Below are 24,409 nucleotides of genomic sequence, written 5' to 3' on the forward strand. Positions count from 1 at the left end.
AACCGCCCGCCACGAGATAGCCTGCCTCTTGCAATGAGCACATTCGCTACCGACGGCCCGCCCAACGACGACGCCCTGCCGTTGACCGGGGAACGCACCATCCCGGGTTTGGCCGAGGAGAACTACTGGTTCCGTCGCCACGAGGTGGTCTATGAGCAGCTAGCGCCGCGCTGCGCGGGCCGCGTGGTGCTCGAGGCGGGCTGCGGTGAGGGTTACGGCGCCGACCTGATTGCGAAAACAGCTAAGCGGGTGATCGCCGTGGACTACGACGAGGCCACCGTGGCGCACGTGGCCGCCCGCTACCCGCGGGTGCAGGTGACGCACGGCAACCTCGCGGCGCTGCCGCTGCCCGACGCCTCGGTGGACGTCGTGGTCAACTTCCAGGTCATCGAACACCTGTGGGATCAGCTGCAGTTCATCACCGAATGCGCCCGGGTGCTGCGGCCCGGCGGACTGCTGATGGTGTCCACCCCCAACCGGATCACCTTCTCGCCGGGCCGGGACACCCCGATCAACCCGTTCCACACCCGCGAGCTCAACGCCGACGAGCTGACCGAGCTGATCACCGACGGCGGGTTCAGCATGGACGGGGTGCACGGCGTTTTCCATGGGCCGCGGCTGGCCGACCTGGACGCCAAACACGGCGGCTCGCTGATCGATGCGCAGATCGCCCGGGCGGTCGCCGACGCGCCGTGGCCGGCTGAACTGTTGGCCGATATCGCCGGCGTCAGCACCGCCGACTTCGAGATTGTCGGACGCAACAGCCGAGATATCGATGACAGTCTGGACCTGGTGGCGATCGCGGTACGGCCATGAACAACCCGGCCCCGGCTCCCGGCCTGTTCACCCTGGTCCTGCACACCCACCTGCCCTGGCTGGCGCACCACGGCCGCTGGCCGGTCGGCGAGGAATGGCTGTATCAGTCCTGGTCGGCGGCCTACCTGCCGCTGCTGCGGGTCCTGCGCACGCTGGCCGGCGAAAACCGCCACCGGCTGATCACCCTCGGCGTCACCCCGGTGGTGGCCGCGCAGCTCGACGACGCGTACTGCCTGGACGGCATGCACCACTGGCTGGGCAACTGGCGGCTGCGCGCGGCCGAAGCCGCGACGCTGCCGGAACCGTTGCGCAGCTTCGGTATTCACGAATCGGCGGCGGCCGCGCAGGCGTTGGACGACTTCACCACCTACTGGCGGCACGGTGCCAGCCCGCTGCTGCGCGAGCTGGTCGACACCGGCACGGTGGAGTTGCTCGGCGGCCCGCTGGCCCACCCGTTCCAGCCGTTGCTGGCCCCGCGACTGCGCGAGTTCGCGCTGCGCGAGGGCCTGGCCGACACCCGGCACCGGCTGGGCCACACCCCGGCGGGGATCTGGGCACCCGAGTGCGCCTACTCCCCCGGCATGGAGGTGGGCTACGACGCCGCCGGGATCAGCCACTTCATGGTCGACGGGCCGTCCCTGCACGGTGACACCGCGCTGGGACGGCCAGTCTCCGACAGCGCCGTGGTGGCATTCGGTCGCGACCTGCAGGTCAGCTACCGGGTGTGGTCGCCCAAGTCCGGCTATCCGGGTCACGCCGCCTACCGCGACTTCCACACCTACGACCACCAGACCGGCCTCAAGCCGTCCCGGGTCACCGGCCGGGGCGTGGCCCCCGAGGACAAGGCGCCCTACGAGCCGGCCCGCGCCGAAGCCGCGGTCGACACCCACGTCGCCGATTTCGTCGACGTGGTCCGGCGCCGGCTGCTCGCCGAATCCGAGCGCATCGGGCGCCCCGCGCACGTGGTCGCCGCCTTCGACACCGAATTGTTCGGCCACTGGTGGCATGAGGGGCCGCTGTGGCTGGAGCGCGTGCTGCGCGCCCTGCCGGCCGCGGGTGTGCGGGTCGGCACCTTGTCCGACGCGATCGCCGGCGGGTTCGTCGGCTCGGCGGTCGAGTTGCCGGCCGGCTCGTGGGGCTCCGGCAAGGACTGGCAGGTGTGGAACGGCGAGAAGGTGGCCGATCTGGTGCAGCTCAACGCCGAGGTGGTGGACACCGCGTTGAGCACGGTGGACAAGGCGCTGGCGCAGAACGCGTCGCTGGACGGGCCCACCGGCCGCGATCAGATCGCCGATCAGATCCTGCGGGAGACGCTGCTGACGGTGTCCAGTGACTGGCCGTTTATGGTGAGTAAGGATTCTGCCGCCGACTACGCCCGCTACCGGGCGCATCTGCACGCACACGCCACCCGTGAGATCGCAGCGGCGTTGGCGTCGGGCCGACGCGACACTGCGCAACGGCTGGCCGACGGCTGGAACCGCGCCGACGGCCTGTTCGGCGCCCTGGACGCCCGGAGGCTGCGTTGCTGATTTCGCGCGAGCGTGCGTGTTCCCGACCGACACGCCGACCGGAATCCCGTTTTGGCGCACGCTCGCACCAGGTGTGGATGCCCGCATGAAGATCCTGATGGTGTCGTGGGAGTACCCGCCGGTGGTCATCGGCGGCCTCGGTCGCCATGTCCATCACCTGTCCACCGCACTGGCGGCGGCCGGCCACGAGGTGGTGGTCCTGTCCCGCCGGCCAACCGACACCGACCCCAGCACCCACCCGTTGTCCGACGAGGTCAGTGAGGGTGTGCGGGTGATCGCCGCCGCGCAGGACCCGCACGAATTCTCCTTCGGCCCCGACATGATGGCGTGGACGTTGGCCATGGGCCACTCCATGGTGCGCGCCGGGCTCGCGCTGAAGACGCACGGCGGCCAGCGGGTGTGGCGGCCCGACCTGGTGCACGCGCACGATTGGCTGGTCGCCCACCCCGCCATCGCCCTGGCCGAATTCTACGATGTCCCACTGGTTTCCACGATTCACGCGACCGAGGCGGGGCGTCATTCGGGCTGGGTTTCCGGACGGCTGAGCCGCCAGGTGCATGCGGTGGAATCCTGGCTGGTTCGCGAATCCGATTCGCTGATCACCTGTTCGACGTCGATGAGCGACGAGATCACCGAGCTGTTCGGTCCGGGCCTGGGTGAGACCACCGTGATCCGCAATGGGATCGACGCGGCCGATTGGCCGTTCGCGAAGCGCCGGCCCCGGACCGGGCCGCCGAAGCTGGCCTTTGTGGGCCGCCTGGAGTACGAGAAGGGCGTGCAGGAGGCCATCGCCGCGCTGCCCCGGATCCGTCGTGCCTATCCGGGCACGACGCTGACCATCGCCGGCGACGGCACCCAACAGCAGTGGCTGGTGGAGTGCGCCCGCAAGCACCGGGTGCTCAAGGCGACGCGGTTCGTCGGCAAGCTGGATCACCAGGAACTGTTGGCGCTGCTGCATTCTGCGGACGCCGCAGTGCTGCCCAGCCACTACGAGCCGTTCGGCCTGGCGGCCCTCGAAGCGGCCGCGGCCGGCACCCCCCTGGTGACGTCCAACGTCGGCGGCCTGGGCGAGGCTGTCATCAACGGGGAGACCGGGGTGTCCTACCCGCCGCGTGATGTCGGGGCGCTGGCCGCGGCGGTATGTGGCGTACTCGACGATCCGGCTGCTGCTCAGCGCCGAGCGCAGGCCGCGCGGGAGCGGCTGTCCTCCGACTTCGACTGGCACACGGTGGCCGACGAGACCGCCCAGGTCTATCTTGCGGCCAAACGCCGGGAGCGAGACCCGCAGCCGCGCCGCCCGATCGTCGAGCACGCGCTGCCGGACCGATAAGCACCCGCTCGGCGTGACCGGTAGCGTCGGGACATGGCCCTGACGTATTCCAGCATCGTCGACGCGCCGCCTGACGACGTCTTCGCCTGGCATGCCCGCCCCGGCGCTTTCCTGCGGCTGTCGCCGCCATGGCAGCCGCTGCGGATCGTCGCCGAGGCGGAATCGTTGCGAGACGGCCGCGCCGAATTGGCGCTGCCCGGCGGACTGCGCTGGCTCGCCCAGCACCAGGCCGATGCCTTTGACCCGCCGCGGCGGTTCGTCGACACCATCGTCGCCGACGGGCTGGCATCACTGCCGGCGGCGCTGGCGGTGCGCTGGCGCCACGTTCACGACTTCGAAGCCCTGGACGACGCCCGGACGCGGGTGATCGACCGCGTCCAAACCCCGCTGCCGGCCCGGCTGCTGGAGCCGATGTTCGCCTACCGGCACCGCCAGCTCGCCGACGACCTCGCCGCCCACCAACGCGGCGCCGCGCACGGGCTGGCCAAGCAGACCATCGCGATCACCGGCTCCTCCGGGCTGGTCGGTACCGCCTTGACCGCGTTTTTGCGCACCGGCGGCCACCGGGTCATCCGGCTGGTCCGGCACGCTGCGAACGCACCCGACGAGCGGCGATGGGAACCCGAGAATCCCGCCGCGGACCTACTCACCGGCATCGATGCGCTGATCCATCTGGCCGGGGCCTCCATCGCCGGCCGCTTCACCGACCGGCATCGACAAGCGATCCACGACAGCCGTATCGGCCCGACGCGCCGGCTGGCCGAGCTCGCCGCCCGAACCGCGGGCGGACCAGCGGCGATCGTTTGCGCTTCGGCGGTCGGCTTCTACGGCTATGACCGCGGCGACGAAGTGCTCACCGAGGACAGCGGGCGCGGCGACGGGTTTTTGGCCGACGTCGTCGCCGAGTGGGAGAAATCGCTTCGTCCGGCCGAACAGGACGGCATCCGGGTGGCCCGCATCCGCACCGGGATCGTGCAATCTCCGCGCGGGGGCACGCTGCGGCTGCTGCGGCCGCTGTTCGCCGCCGGTACGGGTGGTCGTCTCGGCGACGGCCGCCAATGGCTGCCGTGGATCGAAATCGACGACCTGGTCGACATCTATCACCGCGCCCTGTGGGACACCGATTTGACGGGGCCGGTCAACGCGGTTGCACCACAACCGGTTCGCAATGCCGATTACACCCGCGCCTTGGGCCGCGTGCTGCGCCGTCCGACGATAGTGCCGGTGCCCGCAGTGGGACCACGGTTGCTCCTGGGCGACCAGGGCGCCCGCGAACTGGCCGGCGCCAGCCAACGGGCCATCCCGGCCCGGCTGACTCAGCACCGGCACCGCTTCCGACATTCCGATATCGAGGGGGCGCTGCGCCATCTACTCGGCCACCGCCCGCAGCGGTAGGCAGACACACCCGTTTGACGTCCAACCGATGCGGGTACCAACGGCTCACAGCAGGTAGTCAGGCATCCGGCGAGAGCCGAAGGCGAAGGAGAGACCGCTATGTTGCACACCGTGTTGCTGGCCGCTCAGGACAATCCCCAGGCCGCGGGGTTCATCCTGCGCGGCATCAAGGGCATTTTCGTCGCCATCGGCAGCATCATCGCCGCCATCGTCTGCGCTGCCATCGCGGCGATGAAGGGCCGCAACCCGTTCGGCTGGGGCATCCTGGGGCTGTTCTTCAGCATCCTCACGCTGATCGTGGTGGCGATCATCCCCAGCAAGAAGTAGCCGAGACGAAGAGATAGCGACCTGTGCGCGAATCCCGCGTACAGCGGCGCGCATATCAAACATATTGCCGAACAATCGTTTACGACACGGCGGCGATGTGACGCAGCCGACGCCCACAAAATTACCTCTTGATTCTTAACTGTTAAGCTACTTAACTGATAGCTGGACCGCCGATGTTGGAGTCAGCTCCAGCCGGGAATGCTGTGGCGGTCGCGAAGCAGGAGATCAAGTGACAGACCAACCCAGCGGCAGGCCCGCCGGCGGCGCGGCTTCGGGCCGTGCACCTGACCAGACATTTCGATGGCTGCTGGCCGCGGCGCACGGCGATCCCACCGGCGGCCGACACCCGGACCGGCTGTCGCATGGCGAGGCCGACCGGTTCGCTGCTCGCATCTGGTGGCAGCGGATGATCGGCTGGGCGCGCCGGTGATCAACGACACGCGTGCGGTTTCGTTACCGACCCGGACAACACTCGAGCTCGACGAGCTCGGGCAGCCCTTCGACCGATGGCAAAACGGAGTCCGGTGCAGTGTGCTGGCCAACGTCGCGGACTTCATCGCCGCGCGACCGGCCGCCGAACTCCACGCCACCGGCATCGACGCTTTGGCGGAGGCTTTGGCCACCTTCGTCTCCGGTGGCAAATGTTTGCGGTCGACGCTGATGTACCTGGGCTGGCTGTGCGGCGCCATGCCGGATGAATCCGCGCTGCGCGCCGCCTCCAGCATGGAGTTGTTGCATGCCTTCGCGCTGCTGCAAGACGACGTCATGGACAACTCGGCCATGCGGCGCGGCCGCCCGGCAGTGCACGTGCAATTCGCCCGTTGGCACCGGGCCCGCGGCTCATCGGGTTCGTCCCGGCGCTTCGGCGAATCCATCGCCGTGTTGTTGGGCGATATGTGCCTGATCTGGGCCGATCAGATGCTGCGCGAAAGCGGTCTCGACCCGAGCCGATTGCAGCGCGCCCGACCGCACTACGACGCCATGCGTGTCGAACTGGCGGTCGGCCAGTTCGCCGACCTGGCCGGCGACGTGCGTCACGTGCCCCCCTTGGAGACAGCACTGCAGGTGGCACGGCTCAAATCCGGAAACTACACGGTGCGGCGACCGCTGGAGATCGGCGCGATGCTGGCCGGCTGCGATGAGCGCACCGTCACGGAATTGGGCCGATACGGCAACCTGGTCGGTGAGGCGTTTCAGCTCCGAGACGACCTCCTGGGGGCGTTCAGCGGCCCCGCCACCACCGGCAAACCCGACGGTGGCGACCTGCTCGAACGCAAACCGACGATCGTCGTGGTAGCCGCCTACCACTTCGCCGACGGCCCGATCCGGCGTGAACTCGCCGAGCTGATGCAGCGCGCTGATCTCGACGACGCAGCAATCGCTCAGTGGCGCAGCCTGATCCGCGCGAGCGGTGCAGTAAAGTGGGCCGAAAGCCGCATCGCTGACAGCGTTACGGCCGCCCAGCGCGGGCTGCACGACATGGCCGTCGACGAGTTCGTCCGTAGCGCACTGGCCAATATGGCCGTCGCCTGCACCGGGCGGGTCGCATGAACCACCAGACGCCGGCCGGCGGCGAGCACGTGGTGGTGGTCGGGGCCGGATTGGCCGGGTTGTCCGCGGCGCTGCACCTTGCCGGGCGCGGTCGTGCGGTGACGGTGGTCGAGCGTGAGACGTGGCCCGGAGGACGGGCCGGGAGGTTGGACGTCGACGGATACCGGATCGACACCGGTCCTACCGTGCTGACGATGCCGGACATCATTGATGAGACGTTCGCCGCTGTCGGTGCCTCCCGCAGCGAACGGCTGCAGCTGCAACCGGTCGATCCGGCTTATCGCGCCCAGTTCGCCGACGGCAGCACCCTGGATGTGCACGCCGATGCCGACCGGATGGCCGCTGCCATTGCAGCTTTCGCCGGCCCCGAGCAGGCCGCTGGGTATCTGCGGTTGCGGCGCTGGCTGACCCGCTTGTACCGCATCGAGATGGACGGATTCATCGGAGCAAACTTCACCTCCCCGCTCTCGCTGCTGGCGCCCCGACTCGCGCACCTGGCCGCGATCGGTGGATTTCGCAAGTGGGACCGGATGGTCAAACAGCACGTCACCGACCCTCGGCTGCAGCGGGTGTTCACCTTCCAATCCCTGTATGCCGGAGTGGCACCGCAGGACGCGCTGGCCGCCTACGCCGTGATCGCCTACATGGACACCATCTCCGGGGTGTACTTCCCGGTGGGTGGCATCCGGGCGCTTCCCGACGCGCTCGCGGCCGCCGGCGCCGATGCCGGCATTCGGTTTGTGTACGGCTCGGCCGTGTCCCGCCTCGAACGCAATGGGGATCGCGTCACCGCCGTTCACACCGAGCAGGCCCAACGCATCGCTTGTGATTCGGTGGTTCTCACCACCGAGCTACCCCAGACGTACCGCCTGCTGGGGCGCACACCGCGCCGCCTGCACAGGCTGCGGCCGTCTCCCTCGGCGGTCGTCGTCCACGTGGGTTGCCGGCAGTTGCAGTCGGCGACCGCGCACCACACCATCCTGTTCGGCGATGCGTGGGAACAGACCTTCACCGACATCATCCGGCACGGGCAGCTGATGCAGGATCCGTCGCTGTTGGTCTCCCGCCCAACGGCCGGTGATGCCGGCCTGGCGCCGGCCGGACGCGATCTGCTCTATCTGCTCGCGCCGGTGCCCAACCTTCACGCCGCTGAAATCGATTGGCGCACCCACGGTGCGGCCTACGCCCAAACGGTCGTCGACACGGTGCGCGAGCGGCTTGGGGAACTGGGAGAAGACGCCGAGGTGCTGCACGTCACCCATCCCCAGGACTGGGCCGATCAGGGGATGTTGGCCGGCACCCCGTTCGCGCTGGCCCACACGTTCCGGCAGACCGGGCCGTTCCGACCGGCCAACACCGTGCGCGGCATCGGCAACGCTGTGCTGGCCGGATCCTCGACGGTACCCGGCGTCGGCGTCCCCACCGCGCTGTTGTCGGGTCGGCTGGCCGCCGACCGAATCACCGTCGCCCCCAACCGATCACCCGTGCATCTCGACGTGAAAGCTTCTCTAGCATGATCCGTAGTGAACTGGCCGCGGCCGGAATTGACGATCCTGACTTGCGCGAGGCGTATCGCCGCTGCCGCGACCTCAACGCCGCCCATGGGCGCACGTTCTTCCTAGCCACCCGCCTGCTGGCGCCCGATCAACGCCCGCCGGTGCATGCTCTGTACGGATTCGCGCGCTATGCCGACGACATACTCGACGATTTCGCTCCAGATCGCGACGCCACCCAGCGCGCTGCACAGCTGCAGCGGTTGGCCGACCAGTTCTTTGCCCGCGGAGAGCATCACGACGATCCGGTACTGGCCGCGGTCACGCACACCACCCGCCGCTACCACATCGCCGCCGACCTCTTCGACGACTTTTTGACCTCGATGCGGATGGACTTAACGGTCACCGACTATCCCGACCGGGCCGCGCTCAACGTCTACATGCGCGGGTCGGCGGAAGCCATCGGGCTGGAAATGTTGCCCATCCTGGGCACGGTGGGACCCGCCGAGGAGGCAGCCCCGTACGCCGCGGCGCTCGGACGCGCCTTCCAGCTCACCAATTTCCTCCGGGACGTCGACGAAGACCTGGTGCGGGACAGGGTCTATCTGCCCGCCGACGAACTCGCCGCGTGCGGAGTCGATCGGGACCTGCTGATGTGGTGTCACCGCAGGGGCCAAACCGACGCCCGGGTGCGCCGCGCCCTCCGGGACCAGCACGAAACGACCCGCGCCACCTACGCATCGGCCACACCCGGTATCGCCATGCTCGCGCCGCGCTCACGGCCCTGCGTGGCTACTGCGTTGCAGCTGTACTCGGAGATCCTGGATTGCATCGAAGACAGCGGTTTTGCGGTCTTCAGCCGGCGCGCGACGGTCGGCACGGCGCGCCGGTTGCGGGTTGCCGGTGCCGGCCTGGTGCGCGCCTGGCTGGCGCGTACCAGCGCACCGATCGGCGCCGGGTCCTACCAGCGGGGGGCGGCATGAGTGACCGCTGGCAGTACCTGCTGGTCCTGGCCGGCTGCCTGGCGATCACCGCGCCGCTGGAAATGATCGGCGAGGGTGTCTATCGGCGCCCGGGGTGGGCTGTTCGGGCCGTTTTGCCGGTGGCAGTCGTCTTTCTGCTGTGGGACGAGATCGCGGTCGCCTGCCACCTGTGGAGCTACGACCCGGCCTATATCAGCGGTGTCAGCGTGCCGTTTGGAGTGCCCGTCGAAGAGGTGCTGTTCTTCATCGTCATCCCGATGTGCGCGCTGCTGACCTACAACGCGGTGAGCACCATTCTGGTTTGGGCTCAACGCAGATGACGGGCCTGGGTTACACCGCACCGGCGATCGCGGCGGTGCTCGCGGTGGCCGCGTTCGAACTGACCGTGCTGCGCACCGGACTGTTCCGCCATCCCGCCTACTGGGTGTCGATGCTGATCGTGCTCGGCTTTCAGATCCCGGTCGACGGCTGGCTGACCAAACGCAGCGCCCCTGTGGTCAGCTACGACGAGCGCCACACCAGCGGTCTGCGGCTGTTCTTCGACATCCCGGTCGAAGACTTCTTGTTTGGTTTCGCCATGGTGACGGCGGTATTGCTGCTCTGGGAGCGTCAGCGGGTAGCCCGGCGAACCGTGTCGGCCGGGGAGCCGCGATGACCGATCGTCGGCAACGTATCCACCCGGCGCCGCCCGGACTCCCCCACGCCGGCGCGTTGTCGAGGCGTCCACGCGCAGTCGTCATCGGCGGTGGCATCGCCGGTCTGACCGCGGCCACCGGCCTAGCTGAGCGCGGTGTCGCCGTCGAAGTGATCGAACGCGAACACTATCTGGGTGGCCGGGTGGGCGGCTGGACCGAAACCGACGGCGCCACCGACTTGGCCATGAACCGCGGCTTCCACGCGTTCTTTCGCCAGTACTACAACCTGCGGGCGTTGCTGGCGCGGGCGGAGTCGCCCGCCCGAATGTTCACCGCCGTCGACGACTACCCGCTTGTCGATGGCGCCGGGCGGCTGGACAGCTTCCGGGGCCTGCCCCGCGTCCCGCCGTGGAACGCCCTGGCGTTCGCGTTGCGCAGCCCCACGTTTCGGCTGCGCGACCTAGTCCGTATCGATGCACGTGCTGCGGCACCCCTTGCGGCGGTGTCGGTCCCGGCCATCTACCATCAGCTGGACCACGTCGACGCCGAGCGGTTCCTGCAGGACATCAATTTTCCGGCCGCTGCCCGGCACCTGGCGTTCGAAGTCTTCTCCCGCAGTTTCTTCGCCGAGCCGTCGAATTTGTCGGCCGCGGAGCTGGCCGCGATGTTTCACATCTATTTCCTGGGCTCCAGCGAAGGACTCGTCTTCGACGTCCCCACCGCGAATTACGACACAGCCCTGTGGGACCCGCTTCGTGGCTATCTGGAAGCCGAAACCGAGGTGCGCTTCGCGCTCGGTGTCGCCGCCCGCCGCATCGAGACCCCTACCGGCGCTCCGTTTCGGGTGTACACCGACGCCGGTGAGCACCATGACGCGGACGCCGTGGTGCTGGCCACCGATATCGGCGGGCTCCAGCAGATTGTGGCCGCGTCTGCGGGCCTGGGCGACGAGCTGTGGCGGACGCGCCTGCGTCGGCTGCAGACCGCGCCGCCGTTCGCTGTGCACCGACTCTGGCTCGACCGGCCGGTGGCAACCCAGCGTCCGGCCTTCCTGGGCACTGCCGGGCATGAACCGCTGGACAACGTGAGTGTCTTGGAACGCTATGAGCGGCAGAGCCGGCAATGGGCGAGTCGACACGGTGGATCCGTGGTCGAAATGCACGCCTACGCGCTGTCCGCCACGCCCTCGCGCGCCGCGATGCTCGATCAGCTGCACGCTGTCTACCCCGAAACCAGCGCGGCCAAAGTGCTTTTCGAGCGCGTGCTGCAGCGCAGCGACTGTCCGCTGTTCGCGCCGGGATCCTACGCAAATCGGCCCGCCGTGCTCTCCCCGATCCCAGGGTTGGTGCTCGCCGGTGACGCGGTGCGCGTTGACTTGCCGGTCGCGCTGATGGAGCGAGCGGCCACCACCGGTTGGGTGGCGGCAAATGAACTGCTGTCCCGCTGGGGCCTGGCCGGTCACGCACTCAAAACCGTTCCGACCACCGGACGGACCGCACCGCTGCGGTGGCTCGCCGCACGAGAACAACGGAGGGTGAGTTGAACCTCCCCGGCCGGCTACGTGATCGATGGCCCAAAGACTGGCCGTTACAACCGGTTCCATCACAGGCGTGGCGCGCACAGCGTCCCACCTATCGCGACGCGCAGCCGGCCCTGATCAACGCAGCGCTGCGCCGATCCGAGCGTCGGCCCACCGGAAATTGGTACGTTTTGGGTGCGAGTCGCGACGTGCGGGCCGCGCAGCCGCTGGGCGCGACGGTCGCCGCAACGGGCCTCGTGGCCTGGCGAGACAGCAGGCGGCAGTTGCGGGTCGGCCCGCGTAGCTGCCCGCACCTCGGCGCCGATCTCGCCACCGCGGTCATCGGTGACGGTGCGCTGATCTGCCGCTGGCATGGTCTAGCGTTGGACGGCGACTCCTGCGAGTTCGGTTGGAAAACCTTCCCCAGCCACGACGACGGCGTGCTGGCCTGGGTGCGTCTCGACGACCTCGGCGGCCAAACACCGTTGCCTACCCCGGTGATCGCGGCCCGGCCGGACGGTCCCACCCTGCACGCCGTCACCCGGGTCATCGGGGTGTGCGAGCCATCGGACATCGTGGCCAACCGGCTCGACCCGTGGCACGGCGGATGGTTTCATCCGTACTCGTTCACCCGCCTGGAGGTTCTGGGTACCCCCACCGAACACGACGACCGCTTCCTGGTCTCGGTGACCTTCCGGCTGGGCCGCTTGGGGGTGCCGGTGATCGCCGAGTTCACCTGTCCCGATGCCCGCACCATCGTGATGCGCATCATCGACGGCGAGGGCTCCGGCAGCATCGTCGAAACCCATGCGACCCCACTGGGCGCCGGTCCCGACGGGCTTCCGCGCACTGCAGTGACCGAGGCAGTGATCGCGAAGTCCGAGCGTCCCGGGTTCCACCGTGCGCGCCGGGCGGCTTTGCTGATCACGCCACTGATGCGCCACGCCGCGAACCGGCTGTGGCGCGACGACTTGGCCTACGCCGAACGCCACTACCAGTTCCGCACCGCCGAACGGCCATGAAAAAGGCCTATGCGGTGCTGGTCGCCGCCACCGTCGGGGCGCACTTCGGCTATCTGCTGTACCTGCCCAGCGGCGGCTTCTTGGCGTTGCGCTGGCCCCGCTCCACGGCGTTGCACATCCCGGCCGTCCTCTGGGGCGCAGCCGTGGTGTGGCTTGGGTTGCCGTGCCCGTTGACGCGGCTGGAGCAATGGGCTCGCGCCCGCGCAGGCCTGGCGCCGTTGCCGGCCGGGGGGTTCATCGCCCGCTACGTGGCCGGTGTGGTCTACCCCGTCGGCGCCACCCCGACCGCGCAGCACCTGGCGTTCGGCACCGCCGCGCTGTCGTTGCTGGTCTTGCTACGACAGCGCGGCGGTCCTAGGCTCGCTACGGCCGGTCCACCTCGCCCCGCCAGGAACCGGTCTCGGCGGGCTGTGCTTCGATGAATTCCTTGAACCGCTCCAGATCGCCGTGCACGCGACGATCCAGGATGCCCAGTTTGTCCGCGACATTCTCCATCACCCCGTCGGGGTCGATGTCCATTTGCGCGGTGACCCTGGTGGTGTCGTCGCTGATCCGGTGGAACGTGACGACGCCCGCGTGATTGGGTCCGCTGTCCGATCGCCACGACACCCTCCCATCAGGGTGTTGCTCGGTGATGGTGGCGTCGAACTCGCGCGTCGACGGTCCGACGGTGATCGTCCAGTGTAGGTGCTTGTCGTCGCGCTGCTGCACACGTTCGACCCCCTCCATGAACTGGGGAAACGATTCGAACTGCGTCCACTGGTTGTAGACGGTGCGGATCGGCTTGTGCACATCGACCGCTGCGGTGATATTGCTCGTCATTGTGATCACTCCTCTTGGTTACCGGTAGGGGGCTACCCGCGTGCCTCGCCCCACCAAACATTGCGCGCTGCAGCCATTTAGCGACGATCAGCGACGCGCGCGACTCACTGTGACCCGCCCGGCTGCATCCCCAGGTATTTAAGAGGCTTAACTATGTGCTCGGTGTGGGAGGTCGGCCTGTGAGTGTCCAGGGCGCGCCGTGATGTACTGCTACCGCCACACGGCACGAGAACTGACCAGTTCATCGGACCCGTCCCCCCGACGCCCGATACGCTGGTCGTGGTATCGCTGAGAAGGAAAACGGTCAGGTGACCAAGCGGGGCGCAACGAATCCACCGCAGAGCCGAGCGGTCTTGGAGAAGCAGCTGTCGGCCGACATGCGGGCCCTCACGGCGCAGTCTGACCGCGTCGGGCGCTATTTCGCCCGGTACAACGGGGTGAACAGCAGCGATTGCCATGCCTTGCTGCACATCATGGTCGCCGAGACTGCCGGTGCGCCGCTGACGATGAGCGAGCTGCGACAGCGCATGGACGTTTCGCCGGCCGCGATCACCTATCTGGTCGACCGGATGATCGAAGCCGGGCATATCAGGCGTGAATCTGTCCCGGGCGATCGCCGCAAGGCGCTGCTTCGGTACGAGGAACAGGGCATGGAGCTGGGGCGCTCGTTCTTCAGCTCGCTGGGCACTCATCTGCGTCAGGCCATTGCTGGGCTGCCCGACCGGGATCTCGTCGCTGCGCACGGCGTGTTCGCAGCCATGCTCAGCGCGATGGCGGCATTCGAGCACGAGCTCAGCGGTGCCGGTTCCGACGGTGACCTACCAGCCGAACCGACCGGTACCTGAACCGCGCCTGGCTGCTCGGCTAGCGGGACCGATTTGTGCCGCACGCGAGCACGCGCTGCTCGATCAGCTGCGCTGCCCGTGCCGGGCCGCCGGTCGCGGCGAAACCGGCAGCGACCCGCCGCGCTCCGTCGGCCATCCCCATCGCTTCGCGGACTCGGGCCCGCAACCTGGCGGGACTGAGCTGCTTGGACGGCAGCCGGGTGCCGCAGCGCGCCATTTGTACCCGCCGGGCGACTTCGGCCTGGTCGCGGCCGAAGGGCACCACACACACCGGCACTCCGCGATCAAGGGCTTTGACCGTGGTTCCCATTCCGCCGTGGGTCACGGCACAGACCGCGCGGTCCAGCACCAGGCCGTGGGGCACGAAACGGCGAATCGTCGCGTTCGCCGTGGTCGGCAGGTCGGGCGGAATGCCGGCCGGAAATGTCGCCACCACGTGCACCGGCTCGTCGGCCAGCGCCAGCAGCGCGGTACGTCCCAGGGCGGCATCGGCCTGCGCAATCGAGGACGTGCTGACCAACACGATCGGCCGGTCAATCGCGTCGATCCAGTCCGGGGATCGCTGCGGTCGCGGCTCATAGGAACACGCGCCGATCAGGTGGACCGCGTCGCCCCAATCCGGGTGCGGGTATTCCAACGGCTCGCCGCCCACCACCAACAGCAGCGGAGCTCGGCGCATCATGTCATCGACAGAGGACACCCGGCGCACGCCCACGGCGTCACGGATGGCGTTGACGCGGGGAAGGACCGGTCTGTCGAAGAGATGCCTGACGACCGGCCTGATCAGCATGTCGCGAGCCGCACCCAGTGCACCCGGTATCGGCGTCAATCCCGGCCCGAACGGCGGGATTCCGCGTGACCGCAGGTAGGGCGTGAACGGGGAGAACGCCAGCCACGGCACAGTGCCGGCCTCGGCGACCGCCATGGCACCCCAGCAGTTCGCGTCGACGATCAGCGCATCCGGACGAACCTGCGCGATGGCCGCACCGACGTCGTCGACTTCGAGGGCGGCCCGACGGCACAGCACATCGATCGACATCGCCAGAACCGCGAGCGGGTCGGGCGCCAGCCACTCCTGACCGGTGATGGCCTCGATTTGCGGGGACACCGGGGCGGCGTCGAACCCCTCGGCGCGCAACGTCTCCACCTGAGCGGCCATGGTGCGGACATGCACCTGGTGACCGCGGGTGACGAGTTCGGCAAGCAACGCGCTCATCGGGTAGGCATGGCCCAGTGCCGGCGAACCGTACGCCAGGATCACTGCCATCGCATCACTGAGCCGTACCTAGCCGGACGTCTGGTAGCGCAGCCAGATTTCTGGCTCCGCAGCCGTGCAAGCAAATCCGGAGTTCATCGATGAAGTTCTGCAGCCAATCCAGGACCGCGCCGGCCGAGTCGATCGCGGCACCCAGCAGCGGCCGGGCGACGGCGACCGCGTCCGCGCCCAGGGCCAGCGCCTTCGCCGCGTCCATGCCGGTGCGGATGCCACCGGAAGCGATCAGCGGGATGCGGGGCAGGGCGTGCCGAACTTCGACGATCGCGCGAGCGGTCGGAATGCCCCAGTCGGCCAGCGCCGGATAGCGAAGGTAGCCGTAGCGGACAAACTGCTCGACGCGCGACCACGAAGTGCCGCCGGCGCCGGCGACATCGATCGCCGCCACCGGCACGTTCCCGGAGCCGTCCGCTAACTCCGCGACCGCGGCCGCCCCGATCCCGTGGCCGACTTCCTTGAGTAGCAGCGGATAGCCGAAGGTGTCGGCGAACGCGTAGAGACGCTCCCGCGACCCGCGAAAATCGGTGTCGCCGTTGGTCTGCAGTGCTTCCTGCAGCGGATTGGTATGCACCGCCAGCGCGTTGGCGCCGACCTTACCAAGCGCCTCAGCGATGGCCGGCATGTTGTCGGCTGTCAACTGCGCCAGTCCGATATTGCCGATGAGCAGCACATCGGGCGCGACCTCGCGCACGGCGAAGCTGGTTGCGGCCGATTCACCTCGGTCTGCACCGAGCATGATCCGCTGGGAGCCGAGCATCATGCCGATGCCGAGTTTCTGCGCCGCTGCGGCCAGGTTGCGGTTGATCGTCGCCGACAGCTTCGCCCCACCGGTCATCGCACCCACCAGCACCGGCGCCCGCAACGGCGAGCCCAGCAAGTGCTGGGACAGATCGATGTCGGTCAGGCTGGTCTGCGTCAGCGCGTGATAGGGCAACCGGTAATGCTCCAACCCGGTGGTGACACCGTGATAGTCCACCGGCTCGTGCAGACACACGTCGATGTGGCGTCGCTTTCGCGCCGTCATCGTCTCGTCGTCGGTCGGCATCACATCACCTTCCGCGGCGGTTGAGACGGGCGATGTGGCCGGACAGCACGGTGGCGAAAGCGCACCACAGTGGATACAGCGCCAGCGGCAGCGCACCGGGCCCGCAGGCCTGCACCGACCGGCGGGTCAGATCCGCGCTACTAGCCGTCAGGGCAGCACTGAGCACTGCCGCTGCGCTCAAGCGGCGCCGATTGAAGAACAGCCATGACCAACCCGCGTTGAGCACCAGGTTCACGGCCAGCGCCGACTGGTAGGCGCGCCGCTCGGTGTCGCCGAGTCGGTCGATCGTGGCCGCCGAGACGACCGCGATATCGGCGTAGAGTGCGGGCCAGACAACTGGAAACACTTGGCGGGGCGGCTGATACGCGGGTTTGCGCAGCTGCTGATACCAGGGCGATCCAACGGCTGGCGCGGTCGCCAAACCGCCGACCGCGGAAGTGACGGCGACGGAGGCGAGCGTGGCGAGCACGGTGGAGATCCGCATGATCAGTCCTCTCAGTAGGTTGCCTTGACTGGCACCGCCACCTCGTTGCGGCGCAGCATCGGCACCGTCCACGGCGGATCGTAGAACCAGGCGGCGGGCGTGCCGGCCGGCTCGAATCCCATTTCGCGGACCCGGACCTCCAGCTGCGCGATGCGCGAAGCGACAGCGCGAGCCCCGCGATCACCGGTGAATCGCCACACCGCCATCACCTCGGGCGGCACGATGACCAATTGCACCGCGGGGTCGGTGGGCTTGGGCAGCGCTGCCATCGGCGTTCCGGCCGGCAGGAAGAAGCGGATCACCCATTGCCCGCGCTGGCCGGCCTGCTGGGACACCGGAGCCGTCATCGCGATGCTTTCACCGCCGCGGGCGCTGAGCGGCAGGGCGGTCTCGGCGCTGGGATAGTTGCTGCCGAAGAAGTAGCCGGCCAGCCGGCGGAATCCGGTGTGTCGGGCTGTTTCCGCTTCGGAGCGTACGACGGTTTGCGCCGCGATCCGCTGACCGTACTGGCGGATTTCGACGCTGGCCCCGCGTCCCGTGACGCGATAGGCGGGCTCCTCGGCGCTGTGCCGGACGCCGACGACGGAGCTGCCGACTCGAGCGAGCGATGTAGTCACTCGCGCGATCGCACCCAGCATCTGCTGCTCCTCGTTCCGCTTCCCGACTCGTCCTATACCCACCCTGGCGGCAAACCCTTCGTCTGTGCCGGGTGGTGCTGCCGGGCGCTAGGACCGCAACTCAGCGCCTTCCCAGGCTTGGGCGCCCTGGTTACCCTGGCTTGGGTCCGCCTCACCGCTGCCCATCACGATTCTGCCATATGTTTCAGTAGTTGAACTATTCATTTTATGAAAGGTTAGCCGTTGTGGTGTGGGAGCGTCTGTCCAGGACGGTGACCGGCCCGCGCAGCTGGGTTTGGTCGCTGGTGCTCACGGCAGCCTCGATTGCGCTGATGGTGCTGGCCGGCGGAAACGATGCCGCCGAGCAGTCGCCGGTCTCACTGCCGGGTTCGGCCGAATCCGCCAGAGCCGCGGCGGCGGCCGCGCAATTCCCCGGGGGCACCGATCCGTCGGCGATGCTGGTGGTCACCCGTACCGACGGCGCCGCGCTCACCGCAGCCGACCTGTCCGCGGTGGCCCAGGCCCGTGACCGCATGCAGCAGGTCCCCCGAACCGTCAACGGCGCTCCGATGCCCGTGGTCTCCTCGGCGGACACCCAAGCGGCCCTCGCCACGGTCAGGGTGGACGCCGAGTTGTCCGGGTTCGCCCTCAACGACACCGTCACGGCGCTTCGCGCCGCCGCCTCCGAGGGACTGCCCGCTGCGTTGAGCGCGCACGTCACCGGGGGTCCGGCATTCGGCGCCGACATCGCCGACGCTTTCTCCGGCGCGAACGTCACCCTGCTGGCGGTGACGGCGTTGGTGGTTGCGCTGCTGCTCGTCGCCACCTACCGCTCTCCGGTGCTGTGGCTGATACCCCTGATCGTCATCGGGTTCGCCGATCGGGTGGCGAGCGTGATCGGAACGGTCCTCGCCGCTGCCACCGGCCTTACGTTCGACGGCTCCACGTCCGGAATCACCAGTGTTCTGGTGTTCGGCGCCGGAACCAACTACGCGCTGCTGTTGATCTCGCGCTACCGCGAGGAGCTGCGCGCCGATTCCGACCATCGCGCCGCCCTCCGCCGCGCTGTGCGCGCCGCCGCCCCCGCGATCGTGGCCAGCAACGCCACCGTCGTGCTGGCGCTGCTCACCTTGCTGCTCGCGGTAACCCCGAGTACCCGGAGCTTGGGCGCGTGCGCGGCGTGCGGACTGCTCGTCGCAGCGGTCTTCGTCGTCCTGGTCCTGCCGCCAGTGCTGTCGCTGTGCGGCAGGGGTGTGTTTTGGCCGTTGATCCCACACCCCGGCCAGGCAGCGCCCACCGCGACAGGGGCCTGGCACCGGGTCGCCGCCGCCGTCGGGCGTCGGCCGGGTGTGGTGTGCGCCGTCGCGGTCACCGGTCTGGCCGTGCTCGCCAGCGGTCTGCTGGGCTGCCGGGTCGGCCTGTCGCAAACCCAGCAGTTTCGGATCGACGCCGACTCGGTCACCGGTTTCGACACTTTGGCAGCGCACTTTCCCGGCGGTGCCTCCGACCCTGCGGTGGTGATCGCGTCGGCCGGCGTGACGCCGCAGCTCCAGCGGGCCATCACCGCCACGCCGGGAGTGGTGTCGGCCCGGCCGGCCAGAGATTCGGCCGCCGGGTCAACGCGATGGTCGGTGGTCCTCGATGCCGCCCCGGCAAGTGCCGAGGCCTTCACCACCGTGGCTGCGCTGCGTGAGTCGGTCCGATCGGTGGATCCCGCTGCGCTGGTGGGTGGTGCGGATGCGCAGGCACTCGACGTGCGCGACGCCGCCGTGCACGACCGCACAGTGGTGATCCCGGCGATCCTGGCGGTTGTGTTGGCGGTGCTGTACGTGTTGCTGCGCGCGGCGCTGGCCCCACCGGTGCTGGTGGCGGCCACCGTGTTGTCGGCGGTGGCCGCGTTGGGCCTCGGTGGTTGGGCTAGCATCCACGTGGTCGGGTTCCCCGCGCTCGACAACAGCACACCGCTGTTGGCGTTGTTGTTTCTGGTCGCCCTGGGCGTGGACTACACCATTTTCCTGGTCACCCGTGCCCGCGAGGAAACTCCGGGCCACGGCACCCGCGACGGAATGGTTCGCGCGGTATCGGCGACCGGCGGCGTGATCACCAGCGCGGGAATTGTTCTGGCTGCGGTGTTCTGCGTGCTGGGAGTGCTGCCGTTGATCGTGCTCACCCAGTTGGGCATCATCGTGGGACTCGGAATCCTGTTGGACACCTTCGTCGTCCGGACTTTGGTCATTCCCGCGCTGTTCACCCTGCTGGGCGACCGGATCTGGTGGCCAGCCCTGAGCCCAACCCTCAGTCCCGTTCGCCCAGAAGCCGGTAGCGCCGCAGCGCCTCAGCCCGCTCCTGCGCATGATCCACTATCGGCGCCGGATAGCCCGGCGGACGGCTCGCCTTCGCCTTCGCCAGGTGGACGTCATCGGCGTCGGCCAGCTCAGGAACCCAGCGTCGAATGTAATCCCCTGCCGGGTCGAACTTCTGGCTCTGCGTCGTCGGATTGAACACCCGAAAGTACGGGGCGGCGTCGGTACCGCAGCCCGCACACCATTGCCACCCATGTTGGTTGCTGGCCAGATCGCCGTCGACCAGCTGATCCAAAAACCACCGCGCGCCCCACTGCCAGGGCAGGTGCAGATCTTTGACCAGAAAGGACGCGGTGATCATGCGTACCCGGTTGTGCATGAAACCGGTCTCGCGCAGTTGGCGCATGCCGGCGTCGACCAGCGGGAAGCCGGTTTGACCGGCCTGCCACGCCTCGAACAGCCGGGTGGCCTGGGGGCCGCTGTTCGTCTCGATGGCGTCGAAATCGGAATTCCAGTTCCGCCAAGCGCTGTGCGGCCAATGGTGCAGCACCGCAGCGTAGAAGTCGCGAAAGGCCAACTCGCGCAGATACGCTTGCGGCCCCTCGCGGCGCAGGTCCAAGGCTGCGGCCATCGTGCGCGGATGGATCGTCCCGAACTTCAGATGCGGCGACATCCGGCTGCTGGCGTCGAAATCCGGCCGGTCGCGGTCCTTCGCGTAACGGTCCACCCCGCCGTCGAGGAAGTCCGCCCACCGGCTCAACGCGGCGGACTCCCCACCAGGATGCTCGAGGTCGACCTCCGACGAAGGGATTTCGGCACGGCCATTTAGCTGCGCGGGATCGAGCCAGCGGACCTGCGCGGTGCCGGAGCGCGCCGGTGTCCGCCAGCCAGCCTCGCGCCAGCGGCGATGAAACGGAGTGAACACCCGGTAGGGCGTGTCGTCGTCCTTCACGACCCGGCCGGGCGAGACTAGATAGGGCGATCCGGTGGCGACCAGCGGGACCGCGCCGAGTACCGATTGCACCCGCGCGTCGCGGAGCCGGCCGTAGGGTGCGAAGTCCGCCGAGACGTGCACGGCGGTAGCGCCGATCTCGCCGACGAGACCGGCGAGGACTTCCTCGGGCCGGCCCCGGGTCACCAGCAGCCGCCCGTCGAGGCGGTCCTGCAACTCGCGCAGTGAGGCGCCCAGAAACGCCCGCCGGCGCGGACCTGAGGATGCCTCGAGCCGCGGGTCGAGCACAAAGCAGGCCAGCACCTCTGCCCCCTCGTCGGCGGCGGCCAGCAGCGACGGCAGATCGTCCAGGCGCAGGTCTCGACGAAACCACAGCACGGTCGGCATCCCACCAGTGTGCCCGTCGGCACGGCGGGCGGCGAGCCGATAGGCTTGCGGTGATGGACTATCCCCCCCCTGCCAAAGTCGATGCCAGGATGTTGGATGGCGTTTCGGAGACCGCGCTGATGACGCTGAACGGGCGGGCCCATCAGGCCGCCCGGCCGGATGCCATCCTCGACGACCCGATGGCGATCCGCCTCGCCCACGCAATCGATTTCGACTTCGACAAGTTCGGGCGTCGTGGCCAGGAGATGGCGTTGCGCTCGCTGGCCGTCGATCGATGTGCGATCGCCTACCTCACCGAGCACCCCACAGCCACCGTCGTCGCGCTCGCCGAAGGATTTCAGACCAGCTTCTGGCGGTTGAGCGACGCGATACCCAACCCGCAGTTTCGTTGGGTATCGGTGGATTTGCCGCCGGTGATGCGGCTTCGCGAACAACTCCTGCCGTCGTCGCCACGGATCACCGCCGTCGCGCAGTCGGCATTGGACTACACCTGGATGTCGCAGGTCGACAGCAGCGACGGCGTCTTCATCACCGCCGAGGGGCTGCTGATGTACCTGCAGCCCGAGCATGCGATGGACCTGATCGCTGCGTGCGCCGCCCGGTTCCCCGGCTGCCAGATGTTTTTCGACCTCCCGCCGACCGTCGTCAAGAAACTGGCTCCGCGGGGCATGCGGTCATCCAAGCATTACCGGGTGCCGCCGATGCCGTTCAGCCTGTCGGCACCTCAGCTCGCACGGTTGACCCAGACGATGCCGGGCGTCCAAGCGGTGCACGACCTGCCGATGCCCGCGGGCAGGGGGTGGTTCTTCGGGAAGGTTTTCCCGGCGTTGTGGACGTTTGCGCCGACGAAGCCGTTCCGCGGCGCCTACACCCTGCTCGAATTCGGCTGAGCTCAGCTCTGGGCGGCCTTCTTGCGCTCGATGTCGGCCAGCGCGGCAGCCAGCTCGGCGCGCTCGGCCGCCGAGGTCTCCCAATCCATCTTGCGGTTCTTCACCACCTTGGCCGGCGCCCCGACCGCGATCGAATAGTCCGGGATGACGCCCTTGACCACGGCGTGGGCCCCCAACACGCAGCCGCGGCCGATGCTGGTGTCACGCAGGATGGTGACCTTGGCCGCGATCCAGGTGTCCGGCCCGATCCGCACCGGGCTTTTGATGATGCCCTGGTCCTTGATCGGGACGTTGATGTCGTCCATCCGGTGATCGAAGTCGCACACGTAGCACCAGTCGGCCATCAGCACCGAGTCGCCGAGCTCGATGTCGAGGTAGGTGTTGATCACGTTGTCGCGGCCCAGCACCACCTTGTCGCCGAACCGCAGCGAGCCTTCGTGCGCCCGGATGGTGTTCTTGTCGCCGATGTGCACCCAGCGGCCGATCTCCATCTGGGACAGCTCCGGCGTGGCTTGGATCTCCACGCCCTTACCCAAAAACACCATGCCGCGGGTGATGATGTGCGGGTTGGCCAGCTTGAACTTCAGCAACCGCCAGTAGCGCACCAGATACCACGGCGTATAGGCGCGATTGGCCAGCACCCAGCGCAGCGAGGCCAAGGTGAGGAACTTGGCCTGACGTGGATCCCGCAGTCGTGAGCCCCGCCACCGTTTGTGGATGGGAGCACCCCACATGGTCGTCATGGCCGGAAAGCCTACGCGAGCCGATTGGAGCCACGCGCTACCGTAAGGACTCGGGCTGGCCGCAAGACTCGCATTCGAACAGGGACGGTGGACTACGACGGTGTTCTGGCGACATCCCCACCGCAGGTTGCGCTGTCTGGCCGCGTCGGTACTGGCGCTCACGCTGAGCGGCTGCGGTAACACCGACAGCTGGGTGAACGCCGCGCCGGCGGCCGGCTGGTCTGCCCAGTACGCCGACGCCGCCAACAGCAGCTTCACCGCGGTGGGCGGCGCCGAACATCTGTCGCTGGCCTGGACCCGGTCGGTCAAGGGTGCGCTGGGCGCGGGACCGGCGCTGTCCGAGCGGGGCTGGCTGGCGTTGAACGGCCAGACCCGCGACGGCTGCTCGCTGATGGAGTGGGAGAACACCAACAACGGCCGGCAGCGCTGGTGCACCCGGCTGCATCAGGGCGGCGGGCTGTTCTCCCCCCTGTTCGACCAGTTCGACAACGTCTACGTCGGCCAGCCCGGCGCGATCCTGTCCTTTCCGCCCACCCAGTGGATTCGGTGGCGCCGGCCGGTGATCGGGATGCCGACCACGCCGCGTCTGCTGGGGGGCGGGCACCTGCTGGTCGTGACGCATCTGGGTCAGGTGCTGGTGTTCGACGCGCATCGGGGCACGACGGTGGGCAACCCGCTGGATCTGGTCGACGGCCTCGACCCGAAGGATTTCACCCGCGGGCTCGCCGATTGCTCGGCGGCCGAATCCGGCTGCCCGGTGGCCTCTGCGCCGGCGTTTTCGGCGGCCAACAACACCGTGGTGCTCAGCCTGTGGGAACCAGACGCCAAGGCCTCGGTGCTGGTCGGGTTGAAGTATCACCCGGGGCACTCCCCGCTGCTCAGCCACGAATGGACTTCCGACGCGGTGGCCGCCGGGGTGCTGGCCAGCCCGGTGCTCTCAGCCGACGGTTCGACGGTCTACGTCAACGGCCGCGACCAGAAACTGTGGGCGCTGCACGCCGCCGACGGCAAAGTGAAATGGTCTGCGCCGCTGGATTTTCTGGCCCAAACGCCGCCGGCCGTCACTCCGGGCGGGCTGATCGTGTCCGGCGGCGGGCCCGACACGCGGCTGGTCGCGTTCAAGGACGGGGGGGATCACGGCGAGCGGATGTGGCGGCGCGACGACGTCACCCCGCTGTCGACGTCGAGCCTGGCCGGCGATGTCGGCTACACGGTGATGGGCGGGACCACGGTGGGCCCGGCCGGGACGTCGCTGCTGGTGTTCGATCCGCGCGACGGGCACAGCATCAGCAGCTATCCGCTGCCGGCGGCCACCGGCTTTCCGCTGGGGGTGTCGGTGGCCCGGGATCGGCGCGTGGTGGCAGCCACCAGCGACGGGCAGGTGTACAGCTTCGTTCCGGCGTAATCCTCGCGCCGAGCAGACACAAATGTGCCCCATTTCCACGCGA

The 24,409-nt window shown here is 68.6% G+C and carries 24 protein-coding genes and 1 pseudogene; 18 read left to right on the forward strand and 7 right to left on the reverse strand.

What is annotated here, in order from left to right:
* The first annotated feature begins 33 nt into the window (after positions 1 to 33).
* The 14 genes from AC5Y36_RS13970 to AC5Y36_RS14035 all read left to right on the forward strand — a co-directional run bounded on the left by AC5Y36_RS13970 (position 34) and on the right by AC5Y36_RS14035 (position 13,022).
* Positions 34 to 816, forward strand: a complete 783-nt coding sequence (locus AC5Y36_RS13970; RefSeq protein WP_500041513.1) for a class I SAM-dependent methyltransferase — start codon at positions 34 to 36, stop codon at positions 814 to 816.
* Complete coding sequence (locus AC5Y36_RS13975) at positions 813 to 2,345, forward strand: 1,4-alpha-glucan branching protein domain-containing protein (protein ID WP_500041514.1); 1,533 nt, start codon at positions 813 to 815, stop codon at positions 2,343 to 2,345. Before AC5Y36_RS13970 ends, AC5Y36_RS13975 begins: the two co-directional genes overlap by 4 nt.
* An 85-nt stretch (positions 2,346 to 2,430) precedes the next feature.
* Positions 2,431 to 3,675 (forward strand): glycosyltransferase family 4 protein, encoded by a 1,245-nt coding sequence (locus tag AC5Y36_RS13980; protein WP_500041515.1) that lies wholly within the window; start codon positions 2,431 to 2,433, stop codon positions 3,673 to 3,675.
* Positions 3,676 to 3,708: 33 nt separating this feature from the next.
* Entirely contained in the window at positions 3,709 to 5,070 is a 1,362-nt protein-coding gene (locus AC5Y36_RS13985) for a TIGR01777 family oxidoreductase (protein WP_500041516.1), read from the forward strand.
* A gap of 99 nt (positions 5,071 to 5,169) precedes the next feature.
* The gene (locus tag AC5Y36_RS13990; protein WP_500041517.1) at positions 5,170 to 5,397 is read left to right on the forward strand and encodes a deoxyribodipyrimidine photolyase; all 228 of its coding nucleotides are present in this window, start codon (positions 5,170 to 5,172) and stop codon (positions 5,395 to 5,397) included.
* Positions 5,398 to 5,626: 229 nt separating this feature from the next.
* Positions 5,627 to 5,827: a hypothetical protein gene (locus tag AC5Y36_RS13995; RefSeq protein WP_500041518.1), complete on the forward strand. Its 201-nt coding sequence runs from the start codon at positions 5,627 to 5,629 to the stop codon at positions 5,825 to 5,827.
* Entirely contained in the window at positions 5,827 to 6,948 is a 1,122-nt protein-coding gene (locus AC5Y36_RS14000; protein WP_500041546.1) for a polyprenyl synthetase family protein, read from the forward strand. Before AC5Y36_RS13995 ends, AC5Y36_RS14000 begins: the two co-directional genes overlap by 1 nt.
* Entirely contained in the window at positions 6,945 to 8,465 is a 1,521-nt protein-coding gene (crtI, locus tag AC5Y36_RS14005; protein WP_500041519.1) for a phytoene desaturase family protein, read from the forward strand. Before AC5Y36_RS14000 ends, crtI begins: the two co-directional genes overlap by 4 nt.
* Entirely contained in the window at positions 8,462 to 9,424 is a 963-nt protein-coding gene (locus AC5Y36_RS14010; protein ID WP_500041520.1) for a phytoene/squalene synthase family protein, read from the forward strand. The genes crtI and AC5Y36_RS14010 overlap by 4 nt, the downstream gene beginning before the upstream one ends.
* Positions 9,421 to 9,744 carry a lycopene cyclase domain-containing protein gene (locus AC5Y36_RS14015; RefSeq protein WP_500041521.1) on the forward strand — a complete coding sequence of 108 codons (324 nt, stop codon included), beginning with the start codon at positions 9,421 to 9,423 and terminating at the stop codon, positions 9,742 to 9,744. The genes AC5Y36_RS14010 and AC5Y36_RS14015 overlap by 4 nt, the downstream gene beginning before the upstream one ends.
* A complete protein-coding gene (locus tag AC5Y36_RS14020; protein ID WP_500041522.1) occupies positions 9,741 to 10,079 on the forward strand; it encodes a lycopene cyclase domain-containing protein in 339 nt (112 codons plus the stop codon). The genes AC5Y36_RS14015 and AC5Y36_RS14020 overlap by 4 nt, the downstream gene beginning before the upstream one ends.
* Positions 10,076 to 11,602 (forward strand): FAD-dependent oxidoreductase, encoded by a 1,527-nt coding sequence (locus tag AC5Y36_RS14025; RefSeq protein WP_500041523.1) that lies wholly within the window; start codon positions 10,076 to 10,078, stop codon positions 11,600 to 11,602. Before AC5Y36_RS14020 ends, AC5Y36_RS14025 begins: the two co-directional genes overlap by 4 nt.
* The gene (locus tag AC5Y36_RS14030) at positions 11,599 to 12,600 is read left to right on the forward strand and encodes a DUF5914 domain-containing protein (RefSeq protein ID WP_500041524.1); all 1,002 of its coding nucleotides are present in this window, start codon (positions 11,599 to 11,601) and stop codon (positions 12,598 to 12,600) included. The genes AC5Y36_RS14025 and AC5Y36_RS14030 overlap by 4 nt, the downstream gene beginning before the upstream one ends.
* Positions 12,597 to 13,022: a DUF2784 domain-containing protein gene (locus AC5Y36_RS14035; RefSeq protein ID WP_500041525.1), complete on the forward strand. Its 426-nt coding sequence runs from the start codon at positions 12,597 to 12,599 to the stop codon at positions 13,020 to 13,022. The genes AC5Y36_RS14030 and AC5Y36_RS14035 overlap by 4 nt, the downstream gene beginning before the upstream one ends.
* On the opposite strand, the gene AC5Y36_RS14040 is transcribed toward AC5Y36_RS14035, so the two are convergent.
* The gene (locus AC5Y36_RS14040; RefSeq protein ID WP_500041526.1) at positions 12,964 to 13,422 is read right to left on the reverse strand and encodes an SRPBCC family protein; all 459 of its coding nucleotides are present in this window, start codon (positions 13,420 to 13,422) and stop codon (positions 12,964 to 12,966) included. The two genes, AC5Y36_RS14035 and AC5Y36_RS14040, sit on opposite strands and share 59 nt — an antisense overlap.
* A 308-nt stretch (positions 13,423 to 13,730) precedes the next feature.
* On the opposite strand from AC5Y36_RS14040, the gene AC5Y36_RS14045 reads away from it, so the two are divergent.
* Positions 13,731 to 14,267 (forward strand): MarR family winged helix-turn-helix transcriptional regulator, encoded by a 537-nt coding sequence (locus tag AC5Y36_RS14045; protein WP_500041527.1) that lies wholly within the window; start codon positions 13,731 to 13,733, stop codon positions 14,265 to 14,267.
* A 19-nt stretch (positions 14,268 to 14,286) separates the two neighbouring features.
* Here AC5Y36_RS14045 and AC5Y36_RS14050 read toward each other — a convergent pair whose 3' ends face one another.
* The 4 genes from AC5Y36_RS14050 to AC5Y36_RS14065 are packed head-to-tail and all read right to left on the reverse strand — an operon-like array spanning position 14,287 to position 17,686.
* On the reverse strand, positions 14,287 to 15,534 hold the full coding sequence (locus AC5Y36_RS14050) for a glycosyltransferase (protein ID WP_500041528.1): 1,248 nt from the start codon (positions 15,532 to 15,534) through the stop codon (positions 14,287 to 14,289).
* Between the two features lie 4 nt (positions 15,535 to 15,538).
* Positions 15,539 to 16,585 (reverse strand): type 2 isopentenyl-diphosphate Delta-isomerase, encoded by a 1,047-nt coding sequence (gene fni, locus AC5Y36_RS14055; RefSeq protein ID WP_500041529.1) that lies wholly within the window; start codon positions 16,583 to 16,585, stop codon positions 15,539 to 15,541.
* A gap of 4 nt (positions 16,586 to 16,589) precedes the next feature.
* A complete protein-coding gene (locus tag AC5Y36_RS14060) occupies positions 16,590 to 17,069 on the reverse strand; it encodes a TspO/MBR family protein (protein WP_500041530.1) in 480 nt (159 codons plus the stop codon).
* An 11-nt stretch (positions 17,070 to 17,080) separates the two neighbouring features.
* Positions 17,081 to 17,686: an SOUL family heme-binding protein gene (locus AC5Y36_RS14065; RefSeq protein ID WP_500041531.1), complete on the reverse strand. Its 606-nt coding sequence runs from the start codon at positions 17,684 to 17,686 to the stop codon at positions 17,081 to 17,083.
* 272 nt (positions 17,687 to 17,958) lie between these two features.
* Between AC5Y36_RS14065 and AC5Y36_RS14070 the strand changes: the two are divergent.
* Positions 17,959 to 20,034, forward strand: a pseudogene (locus AC5Y36_RS14070) (MMPL family transporter); the annotation flags it as partial.
* Here the strand turns inward: AC5Y36_RS14070 and AC5Y36_RS14075 are convergent.
* On the reverse strand, positions 19,982 to 21,328 hold the full coding sequence (locus AC5Y36_RS14075) for a cryptochrome/photolyase family protein (protein WP_500041532.1): 1,347 nt from the start codon (positions 21,326 to 21,328) through the stop codon (positions 19,982 to 19,984). The pseudogene AC5Y36_RS14070 and the gene AC5Y36_RS14075 overlap by 53 nt on opposite strands.
* 53 nt (positions 21,329 to 21,381) lie before the next feature.
* On the opposite strand from AC5Y36_RS14075, the gene AC5Y36_RS14080 reads away from it, so the two are divergent.
* The gene (locus tag AC5Y36_RS14080; RefSeq protein WP_500041533.1) at positions 21,382 to 22,218 is read left to right on the forward strand and encodes a class I SAM-dependent methyltransferase; all 837 of its coding nucleotides are present in this window, start codon (positions 21,382 to 21,384) and stop codon (positions 22,216 to 22,218) included.
* Positions 22,219 to 22,220: 2 nt separating this feature from the next.
* Here the strand turns inward: AC5Y36_RS14080 and AC5Y36_RS14085 are convergent, their stop codons facing one another.
* Positions 22,221 to 22,961, reverse strand: coding sequence for an acyltransferase (locus AC5Y36_RS14085; protein WP_500041534.1), 741 nt, complete (start codon positions 22,959 to 22,961; stop codon positions 22,221 to 22,223).
* A gap of 136 nt (positions 22,962 to 23,097) precedes the next feature.
* On the opposite strand from AC5Y36_RS14085, the gene AC5Y36_RS14090 reads away from it, so the two are divergent.
* Positions 23,098 to 24,366, forward strand: a complete 1,269-nt coding sequence (locus AC5Y36_RS14090) for an outer membrane protein assembly factor BamB family protein (RefSeq protein ID WP_500041547.1) — start codon at positions 23,098 to 23,100, stop codon at positions 24,364 to 24,366.
* The last annotated feature ends 43 nt before the right edge of the window (positions 24,367 to 24,409 follow it).

This window comes from Mycobacterium sp. NGS50 (assembly GCF_059812545.1).